We start from the raw sequence: 25768 nt of genomic DNA, 5'->3' as shown, positions 1-25768 counted from the left end.
GACGCGCCAAACATGCTTCTGGGCCCGGCGGGCGCCCTTCTGGCCGCGGATTGCCGTTGAGCCATGAGCTCTCGGTCGCGGACAGGGCCTCGGCGCCCTTTCGGGCGGGGCCGAATCACCTTACGGAGGAGCGCCGCGGGGGGTGAATGTGGGCATGTCACGTGCCCGCCGCGTCGGGCATCGCCGTATCGGCCGTAGCAACCGGGAGGTAGTCGTCATGAACGGATCTCGTGTCGTCAGGATCGCCGCACAAGCCGGCCTCACGACCTGTCTGGCGCTGGCGCCGATCGCGCTGGGGGCGCCCAGCGCACAGGCTCAAGCGGCCTGCGCCGACAGTTACGTGAGGCCCGATCCGTACGACAAGGGCGGCAAGGACGCCTTCGCATGGTGGATCTCGAAGAGCAACCACTGCGAGCTTGTGTCGGACATGTCGTTCGTCAATTTCCACGCCAGCAACGAGGTGCTGCGCCTTCGGGATGGCAAGGGCATGAGTAAGACCCGCGCGGAGGTCGAGGTGTTCAACCTGCGCGGCGGCCTCATCGACAAGGACCGCATCGCCGGCGAGGGCAGGCATTACCTGGGCACCCCCGACGGCAGCCGCAACATAGACGAAGGGCTGACCGTCCACGTCCGGGTGTGCGGCAGCGTGAGCGGCAAGAAGACCTGCAGCAAGTGGGCGGCCGGCGTGTCCTGACCGGGCCCAGGCCGCATGAGGCGTGCGGGTGGTCCCCTGCCCGCCAGGGTTGGGGTCGCCCGTACACGGAGCATGTATCAGCTTGAAATGGCTGGCCTGGCAGGCCGAGTATCGCCGCTGGCGGGCCCGGTGGAACGAGCGATCGAGGCCGCGGACGACTTCGACTTCTACGCCCCTCTCGTCGACCGCCTCTCGCGGGGCGGTCGCGCGGACTACGTGATCGCGGACGAGGCGCAGTTCCTCGCCCCCGAGCAGATCGACCAGCTCGCCCGCGTCGTCGACGGTCTGAGCCTCGACGTCTTCGCCTTCGGCAGCACCGCGGATTTCCGCTCCAAGCTCTTCCCCGGCTCGCAGCGCCTGGTCGAACTCGTCGACCGAGGCGGTGCGATGGTCGTCGAAGGCGCCCAGGTCGTCATCGGCGACCTCGCGCGCGGGCGCACTGTCGCCCGACGTATTGCCGGTCGACGCGGGCGCCCGCGCCTGAGCCGACCGTCAGCCCTCCGACCGTACGAGCGTGAAGACCGCGCCCTCCGGGTCGGCGACCGTCGCCACCCGGCCGTGGGCGCCCGCCCTTGCGGGCTCGACGACACGGCCGCCGAGTTCGGTGACCCGCTGAACCGACTCGTCCACGTCGGCGACTTCGAAGTACGTCATCCAGTGCGAGCCCCGGTCCTGCGGCATGTCGTGGCCCATGCCGTGCACCGCGGCCACCGGCCGCCCTTCGACCTGCAGCGTCACATAGTCGGAGTCGACGTCGGCCGAGGGAGCCGTCTCCTCGGTGTATCCGAAGACGGCTTCGTAGAACTTGACTACGCCGGCCGTCTCCGGAGTCACCAGTTCGTTCCAGGCAGGCGTGCCGGGCTCTCCGGCGAGCGCGGCGCCCGGATGTTCCGCCGCCTGCCAGATCCCGAACACCGCGCCCGCGGGGTCCACCGCGATGGCCATCCGCCCGGCAGGGCCCGCGTCCAGCGGGCCGACGCCGATCGTGCCGCAGAGGTGGCGCACCGACTCCGCGGTGGCGTCCACGTCGTCCGACGCCAGATAGGGCGTCCAGGCGATCGGCAGATGGTGATCGGGCGGCAGTTGACCGATTCCGGCGACCTCGTGGCCGTCGAGCAGCGCCCTCACGTAGGGCCCGAGTTGCTCCGGGCCAGGCCGGAACTCCCAGCCGAACAACGCTCCGTAGAACTCCTGGGTCGTGGCCAGGCCATGCGCCATCAGGCTCACCCAGGTGGGTGTGCCGGGCGTGCGGCGGACGGCCCCCGTGCCGTCACGCTGACCCGTCGACCCCCATGCCTCCGTCATCGTCACTCTCTCCTCGGCCCGTCGTGGTGGCCGCTCGGCTTCCGCTTTCGAACGCGCGTGCCCATGCCGCGCGTGTGCCCGCCCGTGCAGATGCTCGCACCACCTGTGGCGTCGCGCGCCCCGGCCGCGCCGCATGTCCCGGCTCCGGCTCCGCCCGGAGGATGCCCGGTTTGCCGTTCCTCATCCGTTGACGCGCGCTTGCTGAGTGGTGTCGTTCGGCAGTACACGGCGTGCCCGGTCACGTACGCCGAGTGTTCGGCGTCGTACGGCGGAGCACAGTAGCCGGACCCGGCCGATGCGGCCACCCCGTGCGCAAGGATGGGGCCCATGAACGCCATCATCTCCGCATCCGAACTCGCGAGCGACTCGGCGGGCGAGAACCCGCCGGTACTCCTCGACATCCGCTGGCAGTTGAGCACGGCCAAGGCGGCGGGCGCCCCCGCCTTCGACGGGCGTGCCGAGTACGAGGCCGGGCACATCCCGGGCGCCGTCTTCGTCGACCTGGACGCCGATCTCGCGGGCCCCGCGGGTTCGGCTGGGCGGCATCCCCTGCCGGACCTGGAGCACTTCGGGGCGGTGATGCGGGCCGCCGGGGTCTCGGCGGACCGGGACGTCGTCGTGTACGACGGTGGCCAGGGCTGGGCCGCCGCACGTGCCTGGTGGCTGCTGCGCTGGACGGGGCATCCCTCGGTGCGTGTGCTCGACGGCGGGCTCGCCGCGTGGACAGGACCGCTGGAGGCGGGGGACCGGCGCCCGGCCACCGAGGGATCGTTCGCCCCCGTCACGAACACCACGGACCTCCTGGACGCCGACGCGGCGGCCGCGCTGGCCCGCTCCGGCCTTCTCCTGGACGCCCGCGCCGCCGAGCGCTACCGCGGGGACGTCGAGCCGATCGACCGGGTGGGAGGCCACATCCCGGGTGCGGTCTCCGCGCCGACCACGGAGAACGTCACGCAGGACGGCACCTTCAAGCCGGCCGCCGACCTCGCGGCCCGCTTCAACTCCCTGGGCGCGTCCGGCACTTCCGAGGTCGGCGTCTACTGCGGCTCCGGAGTGTCCGGTGCGCATGAGGTGCTCGCGCTCGCGGTGGCGGGGATCGACGCCTCGCTGTACGTCGGCTCGTGGTCGGAGTGGTCGTCGGACGAGTCGCGTCCGGTGGCCAAGGGCCCGGATCCGCAGTAGCCGGTCCGGCGTGCCTACGTAGGAGGGGCCCGCACCGATACAAGGTGCGGGCCCCTCCTACGTAGGCGTCAGGTACGCCGTACTACTCCTGCTTCTTGCGCCGCGTCCCGAAGACGATCTCGTCCCAGCTCGGCACCGCCGCACGCCGCCCCGGGCGGACGCCGTCGGCCTCCGCCTGGCGGTCAGTGGTGCCGGTGAGGCGGTCGCGGTGGCTGGCCACCGAACGGGGCATCAGGACGTCCGCGTACGCCGAACCTGCGGACGCGGCGGTCGCCGGGTGCTCCTCGGCCTCCGGGTCCTGCTCGTCCTCTTCTGCGGGCGGCAGCTCCGTGGTCGACGGCGCGGGGCGCTCCGGGACGATCATGTCGCCACGGAAGCTCGGCACCGCCTCCAGGAGGCTGGTGAGCGAGTCGCGCTCCGCCTCGGAGACGGCGGCGGTCGCACCGGTCGCCGTGCCCTCCTCGGACGGGTCCGAGGGCGGCGGCGGGATGCTCGGGCGCTCCAACTGCCGGTCCAGGGCGCGGTCGAGCGGCCGGTCGAGCGACGGCCTGTCCCGGGGCAGCCGGGCGATGCGGGGCACGAACGGGAAGCTGGGCTCGGGCGCGGAGATGTCGTCCGTCTCGCCGATCAGCGAGCGAGCCTCGTCGTCCACGGCCTGCACGAGCCGCCGTGGCGGGTCGTACGTCCAGCTCGCGGAGTGCGGTTCGGTCGCGACGCGGTAGACGAGCAGGACCTCCCACGTGCCGTCGTCGCGGCGCCAGGAGTCCCACTGGACGGATTCTCTGTCGGCGCCACGCAGGAGCAGCCGCTCCGAGACGGCCTCGCCGAGCTGCGGTCCGGTGTTCTCACCGGGGCGGCGCACAGGAGTCTTCCGGGCCCGCTCGGCCATGAAGGCGCGCTCGGCGAGCACGGGTCCTTCGAAGCGGCGGACGCGATCGACAGGGATTCCGGCGAGCGAGGCGACTTCCTCCGCGCTGGCACCGGCACGTATCCGTGCCTGGATGTCGCGGGGGCGGAGGTGGCTCTCCACCTCGATCTCGATCTGGCCGAGACGCGGACGGTCACCGCGCACCGCAGCGCGCAGCCGCTCGTCGATCGGAAGCGTGTACTCCGTGCTGTCCGCAGCCTTCAGCACCAGCCGTGTGCCGTCGTTGCTGACGGCCACGACACGCAGTTCGGGCATGGGGACCTCCCGGGTGGTGCCTGCCGACGTCACGTGCGTCGCTGCTTCCGCTAGTCGAGTGTGGCCTGCCCGGGTGCAGCCTGCCACAACCTTGCCGAGTTGCCCGGCGTGTCGGGGATGGGCCCCGAGCCGCCGTTATGGCACGGTTACCTTTTCGCAACTCTCAGTGACCACTTTGGTCACCCTGCGCAGCGAGCCCCCTCCCGGCGGTTCTGGAAGACCCCGGGCACCCAGGTGGGAGACCGGACCCAGGGCTCGCCACAGTACTCCATTCGGGCCACGCGGGTGGTCCGCCGCGCCGCCGAACTTGTCGAGGGGGCGGCAGTTGGCGCCCTGGGATACCCGGGCAGGGTGGTGCATGAGTGGCACACTTCACGGAATCTCCAGAAACGGAACTAACCACTGCACCCATACGTCCCTTTCTCGTGTAGTCAGTCGAGAAAGGCAGGCAAGGGTCGGAGATGCGTGAAAAGCCGGATTCCGGCAAGGAGTCGAAGAACCGCGAGGCGAAGAACCGCGAGGCGTCGACCGATCCAGCGGAGCCGAAGGAGAAGCGGCGCCTTGATCTGAGTGTGCCGCAGGTGGCGGGGAGCGCCGTGGCCGCGGTCGTGGCGGCGAAGCTCGCGGCGAGCTTCGGTGTCTACGGCACGATCCTGGGCGCCGGTGTGGTGAGCGCGGTCGCCACCTGCGGCGGCACCGTCTTCCAGCACTTCTTCCGCCGTACGGGCGAGCAGATACGTGACGTCGCCGTGCAGGCCAAGCCGAGGGCGCACCAGGTTCCGGTGACCGACGGCTCCGGGGTTCCGGTGGCGGAGACGTTCAGAGCGGCGGCGGAGGCTCCCAGAGCGGCGGCCTACATGGGGGCGGCGTCGCTCACGGGGGCAGGGCCTGTGACGACGACTTGGGGAAGGACGGCCGACCAGGAGGCCACCTCGGTGCTGCCCGCCGTCGGGGACGCCGATCGCACAACCGTCCTGCGTGTGGCCGATGCCGATGCCGATGCCGACGCGGACAAGACCCAGTTGCTCGGATCCGTCGACGCCACGCAGTTGGTGCCGCGGGACGATGCCACGCGGGTGTTGCGGCAGACGGCTCCCGCCGTGCCGGTCGAACCGCCGCTTCCCTCCGACGAGTTCACCGACGGCACCACCCACCGCACGCGGATCCGGGGCTGGAAGCGGCCGCTGATCGCGGCCGCGGTGGTCTTCGGTGTGGCCATGGCCGGGATCACGACGTACGAGATCGTCTCCGGCGAGGACTTCAGCGGGGGCAACGGCACCACGATCGGGAACGGCTTCACGGGCAACAACACCTCTCCGAAGCAGCCGTCCACCCCGTCTGCCGACCCTTCCGGACAGCCGTCCGACGGCGCTTCCACCGGCACGGACGACGACGGTTCGCAGCAGGGTGGCGACGCGTCGCAGGACCCCGACGGCACGAACTCGCAGACGCCGGGAAGCGGCGGTGACTCGGATTCCGGTTCGAAGGACGACCCCGGCAAGGGCACGGACTCCGGCACGGACTCCGGCTCGGACTCGGGCTCGGACTCCGGGGACGACGACGCGAAGACGGATCCGACTCCGACCCCGACCCCTACCCCGACGCCGACCCCGTCGAGCGGCGGCGGCGCCGGGAGCGACGTACAGCGGGGAGAGACGGCCACTCCGTAGACCGCCACCCCGTAGGGCGGCGCCTCAGTCGCCCAGGACGCGCCGCAAGTAGTCGTTGCCGAACAGACGGTCCGGGTCCAGGCGGTCGCGCAGGGCCGTGAACTCGGCGAAGCGCGGATAGGCCTGCGCGAAGTAGTCGGCGTCGCGAGTGTGGATCTTGCCCCAGTGGGGGCGGCCCCCGTGCGCGGTGAAGATCCGCTCCGCGGCGGTGAAGTACGCCTGGTAGGGCGTGCCCCGGTACATGTGGATGGCGATGTACGCGCTTTCGCGGCCCGAGGCCGTGGAGAGCGTGATGTCGTCCGCGGGGGCCGTACGGACCTCTACGGGGAAGCTGATCCGCAGGTTCGAGCGGTCCACCATCGTCTTCAGCTCGCGCAGCGTCTCGACGAGGGCCGCGCGCGGAACGGCGTACTCCATCTCCATGAAGCGCACGCGGCGCGGGCTTGTGAAGACCTTGTAGGGGATGTCCGTGTAAGTACGGGCGGAGAGCGCCTTGCTGGAGATCTTGGCTATGCCGGGGATGGTCGCGGGGACGGCCCTGCCGACCGAGTTGACCACCTGGAAGAGGCCGTTGGAGAGAATTTCGTCCTCTACGAAGGCGCTGACTTTGCCGGGCGGAGCTGCCGGACCCGAGCTGCGGTTGTTGCGCTTGGTGGTGCAGTTGCCGGTGTGCGGGAACCAGTAGAACTCGAAGTGCTCGTTCTCGGCGTAGAGCGCGTCGAACTCGCTGGTGACCTTGTCGAAGGTCATCGGTTCCTCGCGGGCGGTGAGGAAGAAGACGGGCTCCACGGCGAAGGTGATCGCGCTGATCACGCCGAGCGCGCCAAGACCGATCCGAGCCGCCGCGAAGACTTCGGGATTCTCCTTCGCGGAGCAGGTGAGGACCGTGCCGTCCGCTGTGACGAGCTCAAGCGCCTTGATCTGCGCGGAGATCGACGCCGATTCGCGGCCGGTGCCGTGCGTTCCCGTGCTGATCGCCCCGGAGACAGTCTGCTCCATGATGTCGCCCATGTTCGTGAGCGAGAGGCCTTCGCGGGCGAGTGCCGCGTTCAGGCGCTTCAGCGGAGTGCCCGCGTCCACGGTGACGGTGCCCGCCTCGCGGTCGATGCCGCGGATACCGGTGAGGAGCTCGGGGCGTATCAGGACGCCGTCGGTCGCCGCTGCCGCCGTGAAGGAGTGGCCGGTGCCGACCGGCTTCACCCGGAGGCCGTCGTCCTTGGCCCGGCGCACGGCGGCGGAGAGCTCATCGACCGACGCGGGAGTGACCTCCCTGACCGGGCGTGCGGTGACGTTGCCCGCCCAGTTACGCCACGCTGTCGTGTTCTTCCCGCTGCTGCCCGTGCCCGTTGCCGTGCTCATGGGTCCCTCCCCGTCGCGGTACCGGCTTCTTCAGCCGGCGATAGCCGAGGAGCCCGACCGCCACCGCGACGGCTCCGGAAATTCCGGGGACCGCGTACCCGGCGTCCGATCCGGCCGCGTCGATGACCCAGCCGGCCGCGGAGGAGCCGAGCGCGACGCCGACCGCGAGTCCGGTGCTCACCCAGGTCATGCCCTCGGTCAGCTTCGCGCGTGGTACGTGCTGTTCGACGAGGGCCATCGTCGTGATCATGGTCGGCGCGATGGAGAGGCCCGCGATGAACAACGCCACGGCCAGAAACGGAAGGTTCCCGACCAACTGAAGCGGGATCATACTCACGGCCATCGCACAGACACCCAGCAGCCACCTCGGGGCGGGGGCACCTTTGAAGTGCATGAGCCCGAAAGCGGCCCCCGCCACGCAGGAGCCGAGGGCGTACACAGCGAGCACCAGGCTCGCCATGGCCTTGTGCCCCTGGTCCTCGGCGTACGCGACGGTCACCACGTCGATGGACCCGAAGATGGCGCCCGTCGCCGCGAAGGTCGCTACCAGGACCTGGAGCCCTCCCGAGCGCAACGCCGAGCCCTTGGTGTGGTGTTCACGGCCGTGCGGCACGGGCTCGGTGCCCCGCTGGGACGTCAGCCAGAAGACGCCCACCGCGAGGAACACCCCGGCCATGAGCGGCCCGGCCTCGGGGAACCACACCGTGGAGAGCCCGATCGAGATGATCGGCCCGAAGATGAAGCAGATCTCGTCCACCACGGACTCGAAGGAGTACGCGGTGTGCAGCTGCGGAGTGCCCCGGTAGAGGACGGCCCAGCGCGCCCTGATCATCGAGCCCACGCTCGGGACGCAGCCGACGAGGGCGGCGAACAGGAAGAGCGTCCAGTCCGGGAGCCCGAACTTCGCGCAGAGCAGGAGACCGGCGACCGCGGCCAGCGAGACCAGGGTCGCGGGGCGCAGCACCCGGCGCTGGCCGTGCCGGTCGACCAGGCGGGAGATCTGCGGGCCGATCGAGGCGGCGGAGAGCGCGACGGTCGCGGAGAGCGCGCCCGCGAGGCCGTACCGCCCGGTGAGCTGGGACACCATCGTCACGATGCCGATGCCCATCATCGACAGCGGCATCCGTCCGAGGAAGCCCGCCGTGGAGAACCCCTTGGTGCCGGGGGCGGCGAAAATGGCGCGGTAGGGGCTTGGCACGTGGGACTCCGCTGAGGCGCCGGGGCGGCTCGGTGAGGAGGGGCTCCGGTAAGGCGTAAAGATGGTCGACACAGCTTACGGCTCCGGCGGGGCCGAACGCACCGTGATTTTCCGGCTGTCAGTGGCGGGTGGCAGGATCGGAGACATGTCCGACGCACTCGATGCCACTCCCTATGACGCCCTGCTGCTGCTCTCGTTCGGCGGCCCAGAAGGCCCGGACGACGTCGTCCCGTTCCTGGAGAACGTGACGCGGGGCCGCGGCATCCCCAAGGAGCGGCTCAAGGAGGTGGGGCAGCACTACTTCCTGTTCGGTGGGGTCAGCCCGATCAACGACCAGAACCGCGCCCTCCTTGACGCCCTGCGCAAGGACTTCGCGGAGCACAGCCTCGACCTGCCGGTCTACTGGGGCAACCGGAACTGGGCGCCCTACCTGACCGACACCCTGCGCGAGCTCGTCCAGGACGGCCACCGCCGGGTGCTCGTCCTCGCGACCAGTGCGTACGCCTCGTACTCGGGCTGCCGCCAGTACCGGGAGAATCTGGCGGAGTCCCTCGCCGTCCTTGCGTCGGAGGGCATCGAGGTGCCGCGCGTGGACAAGCTGCGGCACTACTTCAACCACCCCGGCTTCGTCCGCCCCATGATCGACGGCGTCCTGAAGTCCCTGGCCGAGCTCCCCGATGACGTACGCGAAGGGGCGCACCTCGCCTTCACGACGCACTCCATCCCGACCGCGGCCGCCGACACCTCGGGGCGCGTCGAGGACCACGGGGACGGTGGTGCGTACGTCGCGGAGCATCTGGACGTGGCCCGGGTCATCGCCGACGCCGTGCGCGAGGAGACCGGCGTCGAGCACCCCTGGCAGCTCGTCTATCAGTCGCGCAGCGGCGCCCCGCACATCCCGTGGCTCGAGCCGGACATCTGCGACCACCTGGAGGAGCGGCAGGCCGCGGGCGCGCCCGCGGTGGTGATGGTCCCGATCGGCTTCGTGTCGGACCACATGGAGGTTCTGTACGACCTCGACACCGAGGCCGACGCGAAGGCCGCGGAGCTTGGCCTCCCGGTCCGCCGATCGGCCACTGTCGGCGCCGACCCGCGGTTCGCCGCGGCGGTCCGTGATCTTGTCCTGGAGCGTGCCGCCACGGAGGGCGGGCACAGTGTCGCGCCGTGCGCCCTGGGTGCGCTCGGCGCGAGCCACGACCTGTGCCCGGTGGGCTGCTGCCCGGCGCGCGCCCCCAAGCCCGCGGCCGCGGGCGCCGACAGCCCGTACGCGTAAGGACGTTGACGTGACCGACCTCAAGGCAGAACTCCTCGGCGCAGCCCTGGAGGCCGCGCACCGCGCCGGAGCCTTCCTGCGCGACGGGCGCCCGGACGACCTGGGCGTGGCCGCCACGAAGTCCAGTGCGGTCGACGTCGTCACCGAGATGGACATCGCGTCCGAGAAGCTGATCACCGACTTCTTCGCCGAGCGCAGGCCCGACGACGGCGTGCTCGGCGAGGAGGGTGCGAGCTCCGAGGGCAGCAGCGGCGTCCAGTGGGTGATCGACCCGATCGACGGCACCGTCAACTACCTCTACGGACGCCCCGATTGGTCCGTCTCCATCGCCGCCCGCAAGGACGGCGAGACGCTCGTCGGAGTGGTGCACGCCCCGATGCGCGGCGAGACCTACCGCGCGGTCCTCGGAGAGGGCGCCTTCGTCAACGACAAGCCCGCGCACACCCGCCCCGCACCCCCGTTCGAGCAGGCCCTCGTCGGCACCGGCTTCGGGTATGTCGCCCAGCGCCGCGCCCACCAGGCCGAGGTGGCGCGGCAGCTGATCCCGCTGGTCAGGGACATCCGCCGCGGCGGCTCCGCGGCGATCGACCTGTGCGATGTCGCGCTCGGCCGTCTGGACGCGTACTACGAGCGTGGCCTCAACCCGTGGGACTTCGCGGCCGGTGAGCTCGTCGCACGGGAGGCGGGCGCGCTGACCGGAGGACGCCCCGGAGAGGTCCCTTCGGGCGAGCTGACCATCGCGGCCCCGCCCGGCCTCTTCGAGGACCTGCAAGGCCGCCTGGAGGAGCTCGGCGCCTGGCACGACTGAGCGCCCGCGGGAGCGCACGCGGAAGGGCCCCGGCATCTCGTCCACAGATGCCGGGGCCCTTCCGTTGGCGAATGGCTCAGGCGTGCAGCGCGCCGACCTCCACACCGTGCTCGGCGGCCAGGCGGTGGAGATCTTCCAGCTCCGCCTGCTCGACCTCGGCAAGGAAGTCGTCGCCCGTCTCACGGGCCTTCGTGAGGTCGGACTCCGTGGCCTTTATGCGCTGCAGCAGTCCTGCGGTAAAAGCGTCCATGGTTGCGCCCCCTCGGCTGGGTCGTGGGTCGATGGCACGGGGGTGTGCCCTCAAGAAGGGGCGATCACGTCTCAAGCCGCTCTGCGAAGCGGGTTGTGGCGCGCCACATACAAAGCGTGATCGCGGGGTGTGAGGTCGTCCTCCCCGGGCTCCCTTCTACGGAAACCTCAACCGCCGGAGAAAATCCCGCATTCCCCGGCCGGGACACCGCCTTCCCCGGTCAGGACACCGCCTTACAGCCGGTTTATGGCCGAAAGGGGCAGGATAGAGGCCACACCCCACGAACAGACCTGCCCGCAGGGGCACAGAGGAAGGACAGCGCCGTGCGCGTACTCGTCGTCGAGGACGAGCAGCTGCTCGCCGATGCGGTGGCCACCGGACTACGCCGGGAGGCCATGGCCGTCGACGTCGTGTACGACGGAGCGGCCGCCCTGGAACGCATCGGGGTCAATGACTACGACGTCGTGGTGCTCGACCGGGACCTCCCGCTCGTGCACGGCGACGACGTCTGCCGCAAGATCGTCGAGCTCGGTATGCCGACCCGCGTCCTGATGCTCACCGCGTCGGGCGACGTCAGCGACCGCGTCGAGGGCCTGGAGATCGGCGCCGACGACTATCTCCCCAAGCCCTTCGCGTTCAGCGAGCTCACGGCACGCGTGCGTGCCCTCGGACGGCGTACGAGCGTGCCGCTGCCGCCCGTCCTGGAGCGCGCCGGCATCAAGCTCGACCCCAACCGCCGCGAGATCTTCCGCGACGGCAAGGAGATCCAGCTGGCGCCGAAGGAGTTCGCGGTCCTCGAGGTGCTGCTGCGCAGCGAGGGCGCGGTCGTCTCCGCCGAGCAGCTTCTGGAGAAGGCCTGGGACGAGAACACCGATCCGTTCACGAACGTGGTCCGGGTGACCGTCATGACCCTGCGGCGGAAGCTCGGCGAGCCCGCCGTCATCGTGACGGTGCCCGGCTCCGGCTACCGGATCTGATCCCCGGTGGCCGCGACCCCGGCGCCACCAGCAGCGCCTCCGAAACCCACCTGGGACCCCAGGAAGGCCGAACCGCCCTTCCCGTGGCTGCGCCCCACCATTCGCATACGGCTCACGCTGCTCTACGGCGGCATGTTCCTGATCGCGGGCATTCTGCTGCTCTCGATCATCTATCTGCTCGCCGCGCAGGCCCTGAACGTGGGCAGTGATCTGCCGTTCAAGATCGTCTCCGGCCAGGTGGCCAGCGACAGCTGCAACTTCCCGTCGAGCCCGTCAGCCGGCGAGCTCAACAGCGCCATGAACGCCTGCGTCAACGAACAGCGCCAGCACGCCCTGGACAACCTCCTGAGCCGTTCGCTGCTCGCCCTGCTGGGGCTCGCGGTCATCGCCTTCGCCTTCGGGTACGCGATGGCGGGCCGCGTCCTCTCGCCGCTCGGCCGCATCACGCGCACCGCGCGCAGGGTGGCCGGCACGGACCTGTCCCGGCGCATCGAACTGGACGGCCCCGACGACGAGTTGAAGGAGCTCTCGGACACCTTCGACGAGATGCTCGACCGCCTGGAGCGGGCCTTCACCGCCCAGCAGCGGTTCGTCGGGAACGCCTCGCACGAACTGCGCACCCCGTTGGCGATCAACCGCACGCTGCTCGAGGTGCACCTCTCCGACCCGGGGGCGCCACCCGAGCTCCATCAGCTCGGCAAGACGCTCCTGGCCACCAACGAGCGCAGTGAGCAGCTCGTGGAGGGCCTCCTGCTGCTCGCCCGCAGCGACAACCAGATCGTGGAGCGCAAGCCGGTCGACCTCGCCGAGGTCGCCTCCCGGGCCATCGACCAGGTGCGCGGCGAGGCCGAGGCGAAGGGTGTGGAGATCCGCGGGGCGCAGGGCCCGGCCGTCGTCCAGGGCAACGGCGTACTCCTGGAGCGGATCGCCCTGAACCTCGTCCAGAACGCCGTCCGGTACAACGCACCGGATGACGGGTGGATCGAGGTCACCACGGAGGCCCAGCACGGCCAGGCGGTCCTCGTGGTGTCGAACACGGGCCCCGTGGTGCCCGCGTACGAGATCGACAACCTCTTCGAGCCGTTCCGGCGGCTGCGGACCGAGCGCACGGGCAGCGACAAGGGCGTGGGACTCGGCCTGTCGATCGCCCGGTCGGTGGCGCGGGCCCACGGGGGCCGTATCATCGCGGAGCCGCGCGAGGGGGGAGGGCTCGTGATGCGAGTCACCCTTCCTCTCTGAGATGCTGCCGCGGACGCGCCGCCATGTTCGCTTTACGCGGAATTTTCGGGACCGATCCCGAAGGTCCCGTGTGTGATCGATCACAGGGGCGAATTTTCGGCCATCTACTCTCCGTGATCGTGAAAGTCGTTGGAAAGCCGGGAAAATCCGGGTTTTCAGGGGTCTTGATCACGGGAAGTACACGGGGTGGCGCCTGTGAAGCGCGACATTCGGACCGTGTACGGTCCCGATCGCCATCCAAACCGATCACCTCGCCAGGGGTGCGGTTGGGTGTCGATTGAGTAACAGACCTTGATGTGAGGCAAAATCTCCGCCTCAGGTCGGGCACAAGTCCGGCCTCTCACGCGTTACCTGCGCTGAGACACCGCAGACACCCAGAGGGGGAGAGCGACATGGCAACGGACTACGACACCCCACGCAAGACCGACGATGACGTCAACGAGGACAGCATCGAGGAACTGAAGGCGCGGCGGAACGACAAGTCGACTTCGGCGGTCGACGTCGACGAGTTCGAGGCCGCAGAGGGCCTCGAACTGCCCGGCGCGGACCTGTCGAACGAGGAGCTCGCCGTTCGGGTGCTCCCGAAGCAGCAGGACGAATTCACCTGCATGAGCTGCTTCCTGGTGCACCACCGCAGCCAGCTGGCCAGGGAGAAGAACGGCCAGCCGATCTGCCGCGACTGCGACTAGGGCAGGGTCGGCCGTGACAGGCTCGACCCCGCCGAGGAAGCGCCGCTTCCGCAAGCGTGGAGCGGACCAAGAAAGCGCCATTCCCGACGGCGTGCGTGACGACGAGCGGGGCTCTTCCCCCACAGGAACAGCCTCGCTCGGACCAGCGAATGTCTCAGAGATGGCACCAGAGCTGGCACACGACGAGACGGCGGCCGACAAGGCGTCCAGGACCGGTGGGTCCAAGGGCCGCGTTGCCGCCGTCACGGACGGGGTCAAGGCGGGCGTCCTCAAGAGCGGGCGCGGCGCCAAAGCCGGGATCGGCTATCTCGCCGACCGGATCATCGAAAACGCCCCGCGGATCCCGATCCGCGACCTGGGCACCCTCCGCAAGCAGTTCCCGGGCCTCGGCCCCGAGCAGCTCGCGGACAAACTCATCGCCGGCGCGGCCAACGCGACCTCGACGGTCGGGGCCGGAGTCGGCGCCGCCGCGATGCTGCCCGTGCCGCCCGCCATGCCCGCGGAGCTGGCCGCCGAGATCACCGGCGTCGCGGCCATCGAGCTGAAGCTGATCGCCGAGCTCCACGAGGTCTACGGCAGGCGCCCGCCGGGCAATCTGAAGGAGCGCAGCACCGCCTACCTCACCGGGTGGACCGAGGAGCGCGGCATCGACGTGGTGAAGCCCGCGTCGATCAACGCGGCGCTCGGCAGCCAGATGAAACGCGAGCTGCGCCAGCAGATCATGAAGCGCATGGTGCGGAACCTCCCGAACCTGATGCCTTTCATGGTCGGCGCCGCGGTCGGGGCGGTGATGAACCGCCGAGACACCAAGAAGCTCGCTGAGCGGGTCCGTACGGACCTGCGGAGGGCGCAGGTGCCCTGGGATGCCCTGCCGGAGTTGCCACCCCTTGAGCAGCCCCTGAAGCCTTTGGACCCCCTGCGTCCTGGTGAGGCGCCGAAGGGGCTGGACCGCTGACGAGGCAGTCCTGGCAGATCCCGCAGATCCCCGCAGCAGGGCCCCGGGAGGCCCGTGCCGAAGTGCCGAAGTACGGAAGCGAAGTACCTAAGAAGCCCGTACCGCAGTCAGAGCCGCCGCGAGCGCCTCTGGGTTCCGCGTGGACACGTACACGTACGGAGTCGGGTCCTGCGGGTCTGTGATCTCGACGCGCAGTGCCGTGGGGATGTAGGCCCGCAGCAGCATGAACGCGCGCGGATCCGCCTTCGGGCCGCGCCAGGCGCGCGCCTCTTCCGGGTCGAGCACCACGGGTTCCCCCAGGGCGGACACCGGGATCTTCGCGTCACCGACGACGAGCGAGCCCGCCACCACACGGATCCGCGGGGAGCCGTACGAACTGGTGACGACCGCGGCGACCGCCGTCCCGCCGACGAGGCCGCCGAGCAGCGGCAGAGTGCCGAAGGGGAGCATGATCAGCGCCATCGCGACGCCGACCAGGAGCGAGACAAGCCACCAGGAGCGGGGCGCCGTCAGGCGTTCTTCGTAAGGCTGCATGTCCTCAAGCTTGGCACGGTGAGCTGTGACGACCGACTCGCGGGTAAGGTCTGCGGCTGTGAGTGGTACTTCAGCAGCTCTGACGCCCCCGGCCGACGCCATAGCGCCCGTCCGACACCCCGACGCGCCCGCCCCCGGCGAGCTCATCGGAGCCCATTACGAGCACTGCTTCGGCTGCGGCGGCGGACAGGCCCACGGACTGCATCTCGAGGCGCGCGCCGGTGAAGGCGTGGGCGTGACCGCCGAGTTCACGGTCCGGGAAGCGCACCAGGGCGCACCGGGCCTCGCCCATGGCGGAGTACTCGCCACGGCGCTCGACGAGACGCTGGGCTCGCTGAACTGGCTGCTGCGGGTGATCGCCGTGACCGGACGGCTCGAGACCGACTTCGTGCGGCCCGTTCCGCTGGGCACCGTGCTCTTCCTCGAGGCCGAGGTGACCGCCGTCGCCGGGCGGAAGATCTACTCCCGGGCCACCGGGCGGATCGGCGGCCCCGAGGGGCCCGTCGCCGTCCGTGCCAAGGCCCTCTTCATCGAGGTCAAGGTCGACCACTTCGTCGAGAACGGCCGCCCGGAGGAGATCCGGGCCGCCATGGACGACCCGGACCAGCTCCGCCGCGCACGTGCCTTCGAGGTGAACCCGTGACCCCCGTGCCCCCCGTTTCCCCCGTGTCCCGTCCCGAGCTTGACGTACTGATCCGTCGCGTCGACTCCGAAGTGCCGCTGCCGTCGTACGCGCAGCCCGGTGACGCGGGAGCGGATCTGCGGACCACCGAAGCGTGTGAACTCGCTCCGGGTGAGCGGGTGGTGTTGCCGACCGGAGTGTCTGTCGCGCTGCCCGACGGGTACGCGGCCTTCGTGCACCCACGATCAGGTCTCGCCGCCCGCTGCGGTGTCGCCCTGGTGAATGCCCCAGGGACGGTGGATGCCGGGTACCGTGGGGAGATCAAGGTGATCGTGGTGAATCTCGACCCGCGCGAACGCGTGCGGTTCGAGCGCTTCGACCGGATTGCCCAACTGGTCGTCCAGCAGGTCGAGAAGGTGCGCTTCCACGAGGTGGCGGAGCTTCCCGACTCGGCGCGGGCCGAGGGGGGCTTCGGGTCCACCGGCGGCCATGCCGCCGTGGGCGCGGGCCCGGTTGAACAAACGGGTGGGAATCGATACGCATCGGTCGTATCTGACCGGGAAGGACAGTGACGTGTTCGGACGTCGCAAGAAGGACAGTGCCGCCGAGGACGCGGCGGGCGAGGCCGAGCAGGTCGTCGAGGGCTCTGACGGGGCTGACAGTGACGACACGGCCGCCGCGGCTCCGTCGCGCGCGCGGCTTGAGCCCGAGCCCCGCCCCGACGGTCCGTGGGACGTCTCGGAAGTCCGCGAGCCCGGCGAGGGCCGCGTAGACCTGGGCGGCCTCTTCGTGCCGGGTGTCGAGGGCATGGAGCTGCGGGTGGAGGTCGCGGGTGACGCGATCGTCGCCGCCACCGTCGTGCTCCAGGACAGCGCCATCCAGCTCCAGGGCTTCGCCGCCCCCAAGAAGACGGGCATCTGGGGCGAGGTCCGCGAGGAGATCGCTTCGGGCATCACCCAGCAGGGCGGTGTCATCGACGAGGTCGAGGGCCCCCTCGGCTGGGAGCTGCGCGCGCAGGTCCCGGTCCAGCTGCCGGACGGCACGGGCGGGGTGCAGGTCGTGCGCTTCATCGGCGTCGACGGCCCGCGGTGGTTCCTGCGCGGGGTGATCTCCGGCCAGGGCGCGGTGCAGCCGCAGGCCGCTGGTCTCCTGGAGCAGATCTTCCGGGACACCGTCATCGTGCGCGGTGAGGGCCCGATGGCTCCCCGTGATCCGATCGTCCTGAAGCTGCCGGACGACGCCCAGATGGTCGCCGAGGGCGGTGTCCAGCAGGAGGAGCAGGAGGGCTCGCGCTTCTCCGGCGGCATGGGCCAGCTCCAGCGCGGACCTGAGATCACCGAGGTGCGCTGAGCCGCAGTTCCCCGCGCCCCTTACAGGGCGCTGATGCCTCACGAGTTGCAGGCCGATGGGCCGCACTCCCTGATGGGAGTGCGGCCCATCGGCGTTTCTGCAGGTGGGGGCGGTAGAGCGGAAACATCCGTAAGAGAGTCGTCAATGGAGTGCCAGGAGCCGTAAGGGAGACGTCAACGACGGTCGAATCCAGCCACGGAGGGGGTTTGCTCAAAGACGTCAGACAATCCGGATCTCATCTAGGAGCACACGATGGCCGACGTGGCCTTCGTCGTCATCACGATCGCGGTATTCGCGCTGGTGGCGTTCATTGCCAAGGGGGTGGCGAAGCTGTGACTGCCGAGAACATCGTCGGTCTCGTCGTGGCCGTCGCACTCCTTGGTTATCTCGTCCTCGCTCTCGTGTTCCCGGAGAGGTTCTGAGTACGGATATGAGTCCTGTTCTTGCTGGTGTGCTCCAGCTGCTCGCGCTGATATTGGCGCTGGGCCTCGCATACCGCCCTCTCGGCGACTACATGGCCAAGGTCTACTCCTCCGAGAAGCATCTGCGGATCGAGAAGTGGATCTACAAGGGCATCGGCGCCAACCCGAATGCCGAGATGCGCTGGCCCGCCTATCTGCGCGGGGTGCTCGCCTTCTCCGCGGTGGGTGTGCTTTTCCTGTACCTGTTGCAGCGGTTGCAGGGTTCGCTGCCCGGCTCGCTTGGCTTCAAGTCGATCGATCCGGACCAGGCGTTCAACACCGCGGCCTCGTTCGTGGCGAACACCAACTGGCAGTCCTACTACGGCGAGCAGGCCATGGGCCACGTCGTGCAGACCGGCGGCCTCGCGGTGCAGAACTTCGTCTCCGCCGCGGTGGGCATCGCCGTCGCGGTGGCGCTCGTCCGGGGCTTCGCGCGGTCCCGTACGGGTGAGTTGGGGAATTTCTGGGCCGACCTGGTGCGCGGCACAGTCCGCATTCTGATTCCGATCGCGGTGATCGGAGCACTCGTCCTGGTGGCCTGCGGGGCGATCCAGAACTTCGCCGGCATTCACGGGGTCGGGCAGTTCATGGGGGGCAGCCAGGAGTGGAACGGCGGGGCGGTGGCCTCGCAGGAGGTCATCAAGGAGCTCGGCACCAACGGTGGCGGCTATTTCAACGCCAACTCCGCCCACCCCTTTGAGAATCCCAACGGGTTCTCCAACCTGTTCGAGGTCTTTCTGATCCTGGTGATCCCGTTTGCCTTGACCCGCACTTTTGGCCGCATGGTCGGCAGTGTGAAGCAGGGTTACGCGATTCTCGCCACGATGGCGACGATCTGGATCGGCTTCACCGCGTTGATGATGTGGACGGAGTTCCACCACGGGGCACCGGCATTCGACATCGCGGGCGGGGCGATGGAGGGCAAGGAGACGCGGTTCGGGATCGGCGGTTCGGCGATCTTCTCGGTGGCCACGACGCTGACATCGACGGGCGCGGTCAATTCCTTCCATTCCTCCAACACCGGTTTCGGCGGCGGACTCAACCTGCTTGGAATGCAGTTGGGGGAGATCGCACCGGGCGGTACCGGGTCGGGTCTGTACGGCATGTTGATCATGGCGATCATCGCGGTGTTCATCGCCGGCCTCATGGTGGGGCGTACGCCGGAGTATCTGGGCAAGAAGATCGGCACCCGTGAGATCAAGCTCGCGGCCTGCTACATCCTCATCACCCCCGCCCTCGTCCTTGGCTTCACCGCGGTGTCGATGGCGCTGCCCACGCCCAAGGACTCGATGCTCAACTCGGGGGCGCACGGCTTCTCCGAGATCCTGTACGCCTTCACATCGGGGGCGAACAACAACGGTTCGGCGTTCGCGGGGCTGAGCGCGGACACGAACTGGTTCAACACCACGATCGGCCTCGCGATGCTGCTCGGTCGCTTCCTGCCGATGGTGTTCGTGCTGGCCCTTGCGGGCTCGCTGGCCGAGCAGAAGCCGGTCCCGGAGACCGCGGGCACGCTCCGTACGGAGAAGCCCCTGTTCACCGGCCTGTTGGTCGGCACGATCATGATCATCACTGGTCTGACCTACTTCCCGGCCCTGGCGCTGGGACCGCTCGCCGAAGGGCTCGCGTCATGAGCACCATTACTCCCACCCGTGCGCCGCACCAGGATGTGCCCGGCGGGCACAAGGACGGTGACGGCGGCCGGGTCGGCGGGGGTCTCTTCGACCCCAAGCAGCTCCTGAAGTCCTTCCCGGACGCCGTGAAGAAGCTTGATCCGCGGGTGATGGTCAAGTCGCCGGTCATGTTCGTGGTGCTCGTCGGCTCGGTGATCACCACCGTGCTCGCCGTCAAGGAGCCGGGGGACTGGTTCGGCTGGGCGATCACGGCCTGGCTGTGGCTGACCACGGTCTTCGCCAACCTGGCGGAGGCGGTGGCCGAGGGGCGCGGCAAGGCGCAGGCGGACACCCTGCGCAAGGCCAAGACCGACACGGTCGCGCGCCGCCTGAACGGCACGGCCGAGGAGCAGGTGCCCGGCACCGAACTCCGCATCGGCGACCTGGTGGTCTGTGAGGCGGGCGATGTGATTCCCGGCGACGGTGACGTCGTCGAGGGCGTCGCGAGTGTCGACGAGTCGGCGATCACCGGCGAATCGGCCCCGGTCATCCGGGAGTCGGGCGGAGATCGCAGTGCGGTCACCGGCGGTACGAAGGTCCTCTCCGACCGCATCGTCATCAAGATCACGACGAAGCCGGGCGAGACGTTCATCGACCGCATGATCAACCTGGTCGAGGGCGCCGCCCGGCAGAAGACGCCCAACGAGATCGCGCTCAACATCCTGCTGGCGTCCCTCACCATCGTCTTCCTGCTCGCCGTCGTGACGCTCCAGCCGTTCGCCGTGTACGCCGGCGCGGAGCAGTCCATGATCGTGCTGGCCGCGCTCCTGGTGTGCCTGATTCCGACGACCATCGGCGCGCTCCTTTCGGCGATCGGTATCGCGGGCATGGACCGGCTTGTCCAGCGGAATGTCCTTGCCATGTCCGGGCGGGCGGTCGAGGCCGCGGGTGACGTCTCCACGCTGCTCCTGGACAAGACCGGCACCATCACGCTCGGCAATCGCCAGGCCGCCGAGTTCCTGCCGGTGCGCGGCACGACCGAGGCCGAGCTCGCCGATGCCGCCCAGCTGTCGTCGCTGGCCGACGAGACGCCAGAGGGGCGCTCCATCGTCGTACTGGCGAAGGAGGAGTACGGGCTTCGCGAGCGTCACCAGGGCGAGTTGGAAGGGGCCGAGTGGGTCGCCTTCACCGCCCAGACCCGGATGTCGGGTGTCGACCTCGTCGAGAACGGGGCCGGGCGCAAGGTCCGCAAGGGCGCGAGCGGTTCGGTCGTCGCCTGGGTCACCGAGAACGGCGGCACCGTCGCGGACGACGCCCAGACGCTGACCGACACCATCTCGCAGGCCGGTGGTACGCCACTCCTTGTCGCCGCCGAGGACGGCAAGGGGGCGCGCGTCCTGGGTGTCATCCACCTGAAGGATGTCGTCAAGGACGGTATGCGGGAGCGGTTCGACGAGCTGCGCCGGATGGGCATCAAGACGGTCATGATCACGGGTGACAACCCGCTGACCGCCAAGGCGATCGCGGACGAGGCGGGCGTGGACGACTTCCTCGCCGAGGCCACGCCCGAGGACAAGATGGCGCTGATCAAGCGGGAGCAGGCCGGTGGCAAGCTCGTCGCGATGACCGGTGACGGTACGAACGACGCGCCCGCGCTTGCTCAGGCGGACGTGGGCGTGGCGATGAACACCGGCACCTCGGCCGCCAAGGAGGCCGGGAACATGGTGGACCTGGACTCCAATCCCACCAAGCTCATCGAGATCGTCGAGATCGGCAAGCAACTCCTCATCACCCGGGGTGCGTTGACGACCTTCTCGATCGCCAACGACGTCGCGAAGTACTTCGCGATCATTCCCGCCATGTTCGCCGTGGTCTATCCCGGTCTCGACAAGCTCAACATCATGAACCTGTCGTCTCCGGAGTCGGCCATCCTGTCGGCCGTCATCTTCAACGCACTGATCATCATCGCCCTGGTGCCGCTGGCCCTGAAGGGTGTGCGGTACCGGCCGATGAGCGCGGACAGGATGCTGCGGCGGAACCTCGGGGTCTATGGGCTCGGCGGGCTGATCGCCCCGTTCATCGGCATCAAGATCATCGACCTGCTCATCTCCCTCATCCCCGGGCTGTAATTTCCTGAAAGCGTGCTGACACCATGAACAACTCAGTTGGAAGCACGGCGCGGTTGCTGGGAGCCGGGCTCCGAGCCCTGCTCGTCCTCACCGTCATCTGCGGTGTCATCTATCCGCTCGCCGTCACCGGGATCGCCCAGGCCCTGTTCAACAACAAGGCCAACGGCTCCGAGATCGAGAGCCAGGGCAAGGTCGTCGGCTCCGAGCTCATCGGGCAGACGTACAACCTGCCGCTCAAGAAGGGCCAGGACACGGCCGCACCCGACCTGAAGTGGTTCCAGCCCAGGCCGTCCAACGGCCTCGGCTCCAACCAGGATTCGGGGGTGAACACGCAGTACAGCCTGATCCTGTCGGGGGCGACGAACCTGGCAGGTGACAGCAAGGACCTGATCGCGAACGTCAAGGCCGCCAAGGCCGCCGTGGTCAAGGACAACTCCACGGCCGACTACAAGGTCAAGCCCTCGGAGGTGCCTGCCGAGGCCGTCACCTCCTCCGGATCGGGTCTGGACCCGCACATCTCCCCGGAGTACGCGGGCATCCAGGTTCACCGCGTCGCGGAGAAGAACGGTCTCGACGTGAACAAGGTCGACAAGCTGGTCGACGCGCACACCGACGGGCGGATCCTCGGCTTCATGGGCGAGCCCCGCGTCAATGTCCTTCAGCTCAACATCGCGTTGAAGGGGCTTGTCGTCGACAAGGGCTGACGTTGTCTCAACTTCCTTGTGGCTCGCGGTGATTCGGCCTGTCCGGCTGGAGCGTTGCGGGCCACATTCGCGTACGCCCATACTGTGCCCGTCACGCGGGGGGAGACCGGTGCGGTGAGCGGACGGCGCGTGCCCGCCGTGGTGCGGCGCGGGCGATATCACGGGGTGGTGCTCGGGGCCGCCGGGCTCGCTGTCCTGCTGGCGGCCACCGTGCTCGCGGCGCTTGCCGGGCTGACCGAGAAGGCCGTCGAGGGCGGGGTACGGCAGCGGCTCGCCGCGGATCGCGACGCTGTCGTCGAGGTGGCCGGGCGCTACCGTGCCGATGGCGTAAGGCAGTTGGACGCGGACGTGCGAGCCGCGATGGACCGCGTCTATGGCGATGTACCCCACCGGACGCGTCTCGCCCTGCGGGCGCCGGCGGCTCATAACGATGAGCTCGCGGTGACCGAGGCCGGTGGCCGCCGCCGTGAGGATGCCACCGTGTCCGTGGTCGCTCTGGAAGGAGCCCGGCGCCATGCCGACCTGGTGGCGGGACGGTGGCCTCGGGGTGGGTCCGGTGGGTTGGGTGGTTCCGGTGGGGCGGGTGGTTCCGGTCGCTCCGATGGCGGGCCTGTGGAGACCGTGCTGACCAAGGCGTTCGCCGCCGAGCTCGCGGTGCGGAACGGGGATGAGCTGAGCGTACGTGGCGCCGGTGGACGGCTCGTGCGGATGCGGGTCGTCGGGCTCTACGCGACCGAGGGGCACGGGCCCGCGGTATGGGCCGGTCTGAGCAGTACGTTCGGGACGGCCGACTCCATCGCGCTGGTGCCGCGCGGTGCGTTCACCGCGCGGCCGGGGCTCACGAAGGACGCGGGTGCGTTGTGGCTCGGCGTGCCCGAGGCGCGGGGGCTGCGCCTCGGTGACATCGGTCCGCTGACGGAGCGGGCCCGGAGGTTCGGCGGCAGCGATGCCTCGCTGTCGGTGCTGAGGGGGAGGGAGCCCGCGGTCGATCTGACCGCCTCCGCGGGGCTGCGCAGGGCCCTCGACCGGCTCACCACCCCCATCGCCGTGGCCCGTGCCGGGCTCTATGTCCCCGCCACGCTGCTCGCCGCCCTCGCGGTCGCTGCCCTTGTGCTCACCGGGCGTCAGCTTGCCGAACACCGGCGCCCGGAGCTGGCCTTGCTGGCCGCACGGGGCGCGGGCACACAGCGGCTCGTGGTGTCGACCGGGGTGCAGTGGGCGGTCGTCGCCCTTCCGGTGGGGGTGGCAGCGCCCTTCCTCGCGGGGCCGCTGCTGCGGCTGCTCGAAGAGGCGGGGCTGTTGGAGGGGGAGGTGCCGGAGGTGGCCGCGATCGGAGCCGGGTGGGTGGCCGCCTCGTTCGCCGTCGTAGTGCATGGCTGCGCGGTGCTGCTGCCCACGGTGCGGGTCGTGCGGGACCGGCGGGCGATCGGTCGCCTTCGGCTGCGGGTGGGGAGGTTCGCGGGGGCTCAGCGGGTCGGGGCCGATGTGGCGCTGGGGGCGGTGGCCGTCCTCGGGTGGCTGCAACTGCGGGAGTACCGGTCGCCGGTGACGGGTGACGGGGTGGACCCCGTACTCGTGCTCGCGCCCGTGGTGATGACCACCGCTGCCGCGCTGCTCGCGCTGCGCCTGCTGCCGCTGCTCACGCGGGCCATCGATCCGCTGGCCCGGCGGGGCAGGGGGCTTGTGCTGCCGCTCGGCGGGTGGCAGATCGGGCGGCGTGCGGCGCGGCACGCGGGGCCCGCTCTGGTGGTGACGCTTGCGCTTGCCGTCGCGGCGCTGAGCAGTACCGCCCTCGCGATCCTCGACCGGGGCGACCGGGATCAGGCCGCCTTCCAGGTGGGTGCCGACCTGCGGATCGAGCCGGGCGAGAGTGTGCCGTCCGGGGCGCGGCGCGTGACGTACGGCGCGCTGCCGGGGGTCGGAGCGGTCACTCCTGTGGTGACCACGGAGGGCTATATCGGGCAGGACGCGGTGGCGGTGACCGGCATCAACACTGGACGTGGGCCGGTGCCTTCACTGCGGCCCGATCTCGCGGACCGGCCCGTGCGGGAGCTTGTCGCGCCGCTGGGGGAGGGGATTCCGGCTCATGGGCTTGCTGTCAGGCCTGCTCGTCCGGTGGGTGAGTCGGTGGGTGAGTCGGTGGGTGAACTGCCGCTTCGGGTGCGGCTGTCCGCCTCTGGAGCCGGTCGTGCTGTGCCTGTGCGGCTCACTGTCTTCTTTGAGGACGATGACGGCCTCGTCCACTCAAGTGGCCTTCTTCTTAAGGAAGGTGGCGCCAGGAACCTTTCCCTGAAGGTGCCGGTACGGAGTGGTGGCGTGCGAATCCTCCAGATCGACCTGAGCATGGTGGGCGAGCGGGTTCGGCGCACCTACCGGCTTCGCGTCGACCGGGTACCGGGACTCACCCGGGAGGCCGACTGGCGTGACCTGCGTGCGGACGCGCCGGACCGGTACGGGGCGGGGTGCCCCGGGGCCGAGCGGCCGCGTGGCGTGGTGGGCGGGGCGCCGGGGCCTGTGCTGTGCGGGGATCGGCGGGACCGGCCCGGGGCGGGGGTATTGCTCGACGCGGTGCTTCGGGGGCCCGATACGCGGCTCAAGTACCCGACGTGGGGTGTCCGTCTCGGCACGGACAGCGCCAAGGGGCGCCCCGCCGCGCCCGCTCTCGCCGATCGTGCGCTCCTTGACTCCGGGGCGGTGCGGGTCGGTGATGTCGTGACGGTGCGGCGGAACACGGGGGGCAGTGTGCGGCTGAGGGTCGTCGGGTGGATCGCTGCTGTGCCGGGTGTCGCACGTGACCGGCCACGGCTGCTTGCCGACTCGCGGGCGGTGGCGGCCCAGTTGGTGCTGAGCGGGGCGTTGCCGGGGGCGGAGAGCGTGTGGTGGGCGGGGGGCTCGCGGGGCGACGCCACTGCCGCGTGGGAGGCGGTGCGGGACCGTCCTCGGCTCGGGACCGCCGTGGATGTGCCGCACGCGCGCGTGGAGCTCGCTGAGGATCCGCTGCGGCGTGGCGCGCGCGGGGGGCTTGTGCTGTGCCTCGTGCTCGCGCCTGCGTTCGCTGTCATCGCCTTCGCCCTGCATACGGTGCTTTCGGCGCGGGCCAGGGGGCGGGAGTTCGCGCTGCTGCGGGCGTTGGGGGTGCGGAGGGGGCAGCTTGCCGCGTACCTGTGGACGGAACAGTTGGCGCTTGCGGGGGTGGCGGCGCTTCTGGGTACGGGGCTCGGGGCGGGGCTCGCTGCTTTGATCATGCCGGTGGTGACGGTGGACGCGGAGGGCGAGCCGGTCTTCCCTGGGCTGGTCACGGAGGTGCCGTGGGTGCGGGTCTGTCTGGTGGCGGGTGGGGTGACGCTGGTGATCTGCGCGGTGGTGAGTGGGGTGGCGCGGGTTTTGGGGCGGGTGGATCTGGGGCGGGTGTTGCGGGCGGGGGAGGACGGGTGAGGGGCCTTGCGGGTGCGGGTGCGGGTGCGGGTGCGGTGCGGTGCGGTGCGGGGGTGGCTGTGGCGCCTGTGGCGTGGCGGGGGCCGTGCGGGTGTGTGGTGGGGGATGCCTGCGGCGCCTGTGTCGGTGGGGTGGGGG

The 25768-nt window shown here is 70.0% G+C and carries 23 protein-coding genes and 1 pseudogene; 18 read left to right on the top strand and 6 right to left on the bottom strand.

The window, feature by feature from the left end; all coding sequences use genetic code 11:
- The first annotated feature begins 217 nt into the window (after nucleotides 1–217).
- Together ACGFSB_RS27570 and ACGFSB_RS27565 are read left to right on the top strand one after the other, a co-directional pair.
- Nucleotides 218–694 carry a hypothetical protein gene (locus ACGFSB_RS27570; RefSeq protein ID WP_393404587.1) on the top strand — a complete coding sequence of 159 codons (477 nt, stop codon included), beginning with the start codon at nucleotides 218–220 and terminating at the stop codon, nucleotides 692–694.
- Between the two features lie 102 nt (nucleotides 695–796).
- Nucleotides 797–1201 (top strand): annotated as a pseudogene (locus ACGFSB_RS27565) (thymidine kinase); the annotation flags it as partial.
- Here the strand turns inward: ACGFSB_RS27565 and ACGFSB_RS27560 are convergent.
- Nucleotides 1187–1999 (bottom strand): VOC family protein, encoded by an 813-nt coding sequence (locus tag ACGFSB_RS27560; RefSeq protein ID WP_393404585.1) that lies wholly within the window; start codon nucleotides 1997–1999, stop codon nucleotides 1187–1189. The pseudogene ACGFSB_RS27565 and the gene ACGFSB_RS27560 sit on opposite strands and share 15 nt — an antisense overlap.
- Before the next feature lie 327 nt (nucleotides 2000–2326).
- Between ACGFSB_RS27560 and ACGFSB_RS27555 the strand changes: the two genes are divergently transcribed.
- Nucleotides 2327–3181: a sulfurtransferase gene (locus ACGFSB_RS27555; RefSeq protein ID WP_393404583.1), complete on the top strand. Its 855-nt coding sequence runs from the start codon at nucleotides 2327–2329 to the stop codon at nucleotides 3179–3181.
- A gap of 82 nt (nucleotides 3182–3263) precedes the next feature.
- Here the strand turns inward: ACGFSB_RS27555 and sepH are convergent, their stop codons facing one another.
- The gene (gene sepH / locus ACGFSB_RS27550; protein ID WP_393404580.1) at nucleotides 3264–4364 is read right to left on the bottom strand and encodes a septation protein SepH; all 1101 of its coding nucleotides are present in this window, start codon (nucleotides 4362–4364) and stop codon (nucleotides 3264–3266) included.
- 461 nt (nucleotides 4365–4825) lie between these two features.
- Between sepH and ACGFSB_RS27545 the strand changes: the two genes are divergently transcribed.
- Entirely contained in the window at nucleotides 4826–6034 is a 1209-nt protein-coding gene (locus tag ACGFSB_RS27545; RefSeq protein WP_393404577.1) for a hypothetical protein, read from the top strand.
- A gap of 24 nt (nucleotides 6035–6058) precedes the next feature.
- On the opposite strand, the gene ACGFSB_RS27540 is transcribed toward ACGFSB_RS27545, so the two are convergent.
- Both ACGFSB_RS27540 and ACGFSB_RS27535 read right to left on the bottom strand, forming a co-directional pair.
- Complete coding sequence (locus ACGFSB_RS27540) at nucleotides 6059–7393, bottom strand: D-arabinono-1,4-lactone oxidase (RefSeq protein WP_393404574.1); 1335 nt, start codon at nucleotides 7391–7393, stop codon at nucleotides 6059–6061.
- Nucleotides 7338–8591, bottom strand: a complete 1254-nt coding sequence (locus ACGFSB_RS27535) for an MFS transporter (protein ID WP_393404571.1) — start codon at nucleotides 8589–8591, stop codon at nucleotides 7338–7340. Before ACGFSB_RS27535 ends, ACGFSB_RS27540 begins: the two co-directional genes overlap by 56 nt.
- Before the next feature lie 145 nt (nucleotides 8592–8736).
- On the opposite strand from ACGFSB_RS27535, the gene ACGFSB_RS27530 reads away from it, so the two are divergent.
- Nucleotides 8737–9864, top strand: coding sequence for a ferrochelatase (locus tag ACGFSB_RS27530; protein ID WP_393404568.1), 1128 nt, complete (start codon nucleotides 8737–8739; stop codon nucleotides 9862–9864).
- Between the two features lie 10 nt (nucleotides 9865–9874).
- The gene (locus ACGFSB_RS27525) at nucleotides 9875–10672 is read left to right on the top strand and encodes an inositol monophosphatase family protein (protein ID WP_393404565.1); all 798 of its coding nucleotides are present in this window, start codon (nucleotides 9875–9877) and stop codon (nucleotides 10670–10672) included.
- Nucleotides 10673–10748: 76 nt separating this feature from the next.
- On the opposite strand, the gene ACGFSB_RS27520 is transcribed toward ACGFSB_RS27525, so the two are convergent.
- Entirely contained in the window at nucleotides 10749–10922 is a 174-nt protein-coding gene (locus ACGFSB_RS27520; RefSeq protein ID WP_167357823.1) for a hypothetical protein, read from the bottom strand.
- A gap of 323 nt (nucleotides 10923–11245) precedes the next feature.
- On the opposite strand from ACGFSB_RS27520, the gene ACGFSB_RS27515 reads away from it, so the two are divergent.
- The 4 genes from ACGFSB_RS27515 to ACGFSB_RS27500 all read left to right on the top strand — a co-directional run bounded on the left by ACGFSB_RS27515 (nucleotide 11246) and on the right by ACGFSB_RS27500 (nucleotide 14782).
- Nucleotides 11246–11899: a response regulator transcription factor gene (locus tag ACGFSB_RS27515; protein WP_135331070.1), complete on the top strand. Its 654-nt coding sequence runs from the start codon at nucleotides 11246–11248 to the stop codon at nucleotides 11897–11899.
- 6 nt (nucleotides 11900–11905) lie between these two features.
- Nucleotides 11906–13138, top strand: coding sequence for a sensor histidine kinase (locus ACGFSB_RS27510; protein WP_393404560.1), 1233 nt, complete (start codon nucleotides 11906–11908; stop codon nucleotides 13136–13138).
- A 392-nt stretch (nucleotides 13139–13530) separates the two neighbouring features.
- On the top strand, nucleotides 13531–13827 hold the full coding sequence (locus tag ACGFSB_RS27505) for a DUF4193 domain-containing protein (protein ID WP_055544889.1): 297 nt from the start codon (nucleotides 13531–13533) through the stop codon (nucleotides 13825–13827).
- A gap of 13 nt (nucleotides 13828–13840) precedes the next feature.
- Nucleotides 13841–14782, top strand: a complete 942-nt coding sequence (locus ACGFSB_RS27500; protein ID WP_393404556.1) for a hypothetical protein — start codon at nucleotides 13841–13843, stop codon at nucleotides 14780–14782.
- A gap of 87 nt (nucleotides 14783–14869) precedes the next feature.
- Here ACGFSB_RS27500 and ACGFSB_RS27495 read toward each other — a convergent pair whose 3' ends face one another.
- The gene (locus ACGFSB_RS27495) at nucleotides 14870–15316 is read right to left on the bottom strand and encodes a DUF3093 domain-containing protein (protein WP_393404553.1); all 447 of its coding nucleotides are present in this window, start codon (nucleotides 15314–15316) and stop codon (nucleotides 14870–14872) included.
- Between the two features lie 58 nt (nucleotides 15317–15374).
- Here ACGFSB_RS27495 and ACGFSB_RS27490 point away from each other — a divergent pair, with 58 nt between their 5' ends.
- From ACGFSB_RS27490 to ACGFSB_RS27455, 8 genes are all read left to right on the top strand, one after another.
- Complete coding sequence (locus ACGFSB_RS27490) at nucleotides 15375–15959, top strand: PaaI family thioesterase (protein WP_393404550.1); 585 nt, start codon at nucleotides 15375–15377, stop codon at nucleotides 15957–15959.
- Nucleotides 15956–16510, top strand: coding sequence for a dUTP diphosphatase (dut, locus tag ACGFSB_RS27485; protein WP_393404547.1), 555 nt, complete (start codon nucleotides 15956–15958; stop codon nucleotides 16508–16510). The genes ACGFSB_RS27490 and dut overlap by 4 nt, the downstream gene beginning before the upstream one ends.
- A 1-nt stretch (nucleotide 16511) precedes the next feature.
- Nucleotides 16512–17288 carry a DUF3710 domain-containing protein gene (locus ACGFSB_RS27480; RefSeq protein ID WP_393404544.1) on the top strand — a complete coding sequence of 259 codons (777 nt, stop codon included), beginning with the start codon at nucleotides 16512–16514 and terminating at the stop codon, nucleotides 17286–17288.
- A 332-nt stretch (nucleotides 17289–17620) separates the two neighbouring features.
- Nucleotides 17621–17710, top strand: a complete 90-nt coding sequence (kdpF, locus tag ACGFSB_RS27475; protein ID WP_033264828.1) for a K(+)-transporting ATPase subunit F — start codon at nucleotides 17621–17623, stop codon at nucleotides 17708–17710.
- Nucleotides 17711–17718: 8 nt separating this feature from the next.
- Nucleotides 17719–19383 (top strand): potassium-transporting ATPase subunit KdpA, encoded by a 1665-nt coding sequence (gene kdpA, locus ACGFSB_RS27470; RefSeq protein WP_393404541.1) that lies wholly within the window; start codon nucleotides 17719–17721, stop codon nucleotides 19381–19383.
- Nucleotides 19380–21491 (top strand): potassium-transporting ATPase subunit KdpB, encoded by a 2112-nt coding sequence (gene kdpB / locus ACGFSB_RS27465; RefSeq protein ID WP_393404538.1) that lies wholly within the window; start codon nucleotides 19380–19382, stop codon nucleotides 21489–21491. Before kdpA ends, kdpB begins: the two co-directional genes overlap by 4 nt.
- A gap of 23 nt (nucleotides 21492–21514) precedes the next feature.
- Complete coding sequence (locus ACGFSB_RS27460; protein ID WP_393404535.1) at nucleotides 21515–22195, top strand: potassium-transporting ATPase subunit C; 681 nt, start codon at nucleotides 21515–21517, stop codon at nucleotides 22193–22195.
- A 114-nt stretch (nucleotides 22196–22309) separates the two neighbouring features.
- Entirely contained in the window at nucleotides 22310–25630 is a 3321-nt protein-coding gene (locus ACGFSB_RS27455; protein WP_393404532.1) for an FtsX-like permease family protein, read from the top strand.
- Nucleotides 25631–25768: the final 138 nt, after the last annotated feature.

This window comes from Streptomyces sp. NPDC048441 (assembly GCF_043200235.1).
In the GTDB taxonomy this organism is placed as follows: Bacteria; Actinomycetota; Actinomycetes; order Streptomycetales; family Streptomycetaceae; genus Streptomyces.
Note: the sequence above shows the minus strand (reverse complement) of the source record. Positions and strands in the feature narration are given on the sequence as shown.

Coding starts and splice junctions, on each gene's coding strand:
- ACGFSB_RS27495 (WP_393404553.1), bottom strand. CDS start 15,316: ATGCAGCCTTACGAAGAACGCCTGACGGCGCCCCGCTCCTGGTGGCTT.
- sepH (WP_393404580.1), bottom strand. CDS start 4,364: ATGCCCGAACTGCGTGTCGTGGCCGTCAGCAACGACGGCACACGGCTG.
- ACGFSB_RS27530 (WP_393404568.1), top strand. CDS start 8,737: ATGTCCGACGCACTCGATGCCACTCCCTATGACGCCCTGCTGCTGCTC.
- kdpA (WP_393404541.1), top strand. CDS start 17,719: ATGAGTCCTGTTCTTGCTGGTGTGCTCCAGCTGCTCGCGCTGATATTG.
- ACGFSB_RS27560 (WP_393404585.1), bottom strand. CDS start 1,999: ATGACGGAGGCATGGGGGTCGACGGGTCAGCGTGACGGCACGGGGGCC.
- kdpB (WP_393404538.1), top strand. CDS start 19,380: ATGAGCACCATTACTCCCACCCGTGCGCCGCACCAGGATGTGCCCGGC.
- ACGFSB_RS27545 (WP_393404577.1), top strand. CDS start 4,826: ATGCGTGAAAAGCCGGATTCCGGCAAGGAGTCGAAGAACCGCGAGGCG.
- ACGFSB_RS27505 (WP_055544889.1), top strand. CDS start 13,531: ATGGCAACGGACTACGACACCCCACGCAAGACCGACGATGACGTCAAC.
- ACGFSB_RS27460 (WP_393404535.1), top strand. CDS start 21,515: ATGAACAACTCAGTTGGAAGCACGGCGCGGTTGCTGGGAGCCGGGCTC.
- ACGFSB_RS27555 (WP_393404583.1), top strand. CDS start 2,327: ATGAACGCCATCATCTCCGCATCCGAACTCGCGAGCGACTCGGCGGGC.
- ACGFSB_RS27540 (WP_393404574.1), bottom strand. CDS start 7,393: ATGAGCACGGCAACGGGCACGGGCAGCAGCGGGAAGAACACGACAGCG.
- ACGFSB_RS27520 (WP_167357823.1), bottom strand. CDS start 10,922: ATGGACGCTTTTACCGCAGGACTGCTGCAGCGCATAAAGGCCACGGAG.
- ACGFSB_RS27570 (WP_393404587.1), top strand. CDS start 218: ATGAACGGATCTCGTGTCGTCAGGATCGCCGCACAAGCCGGCCTCACG.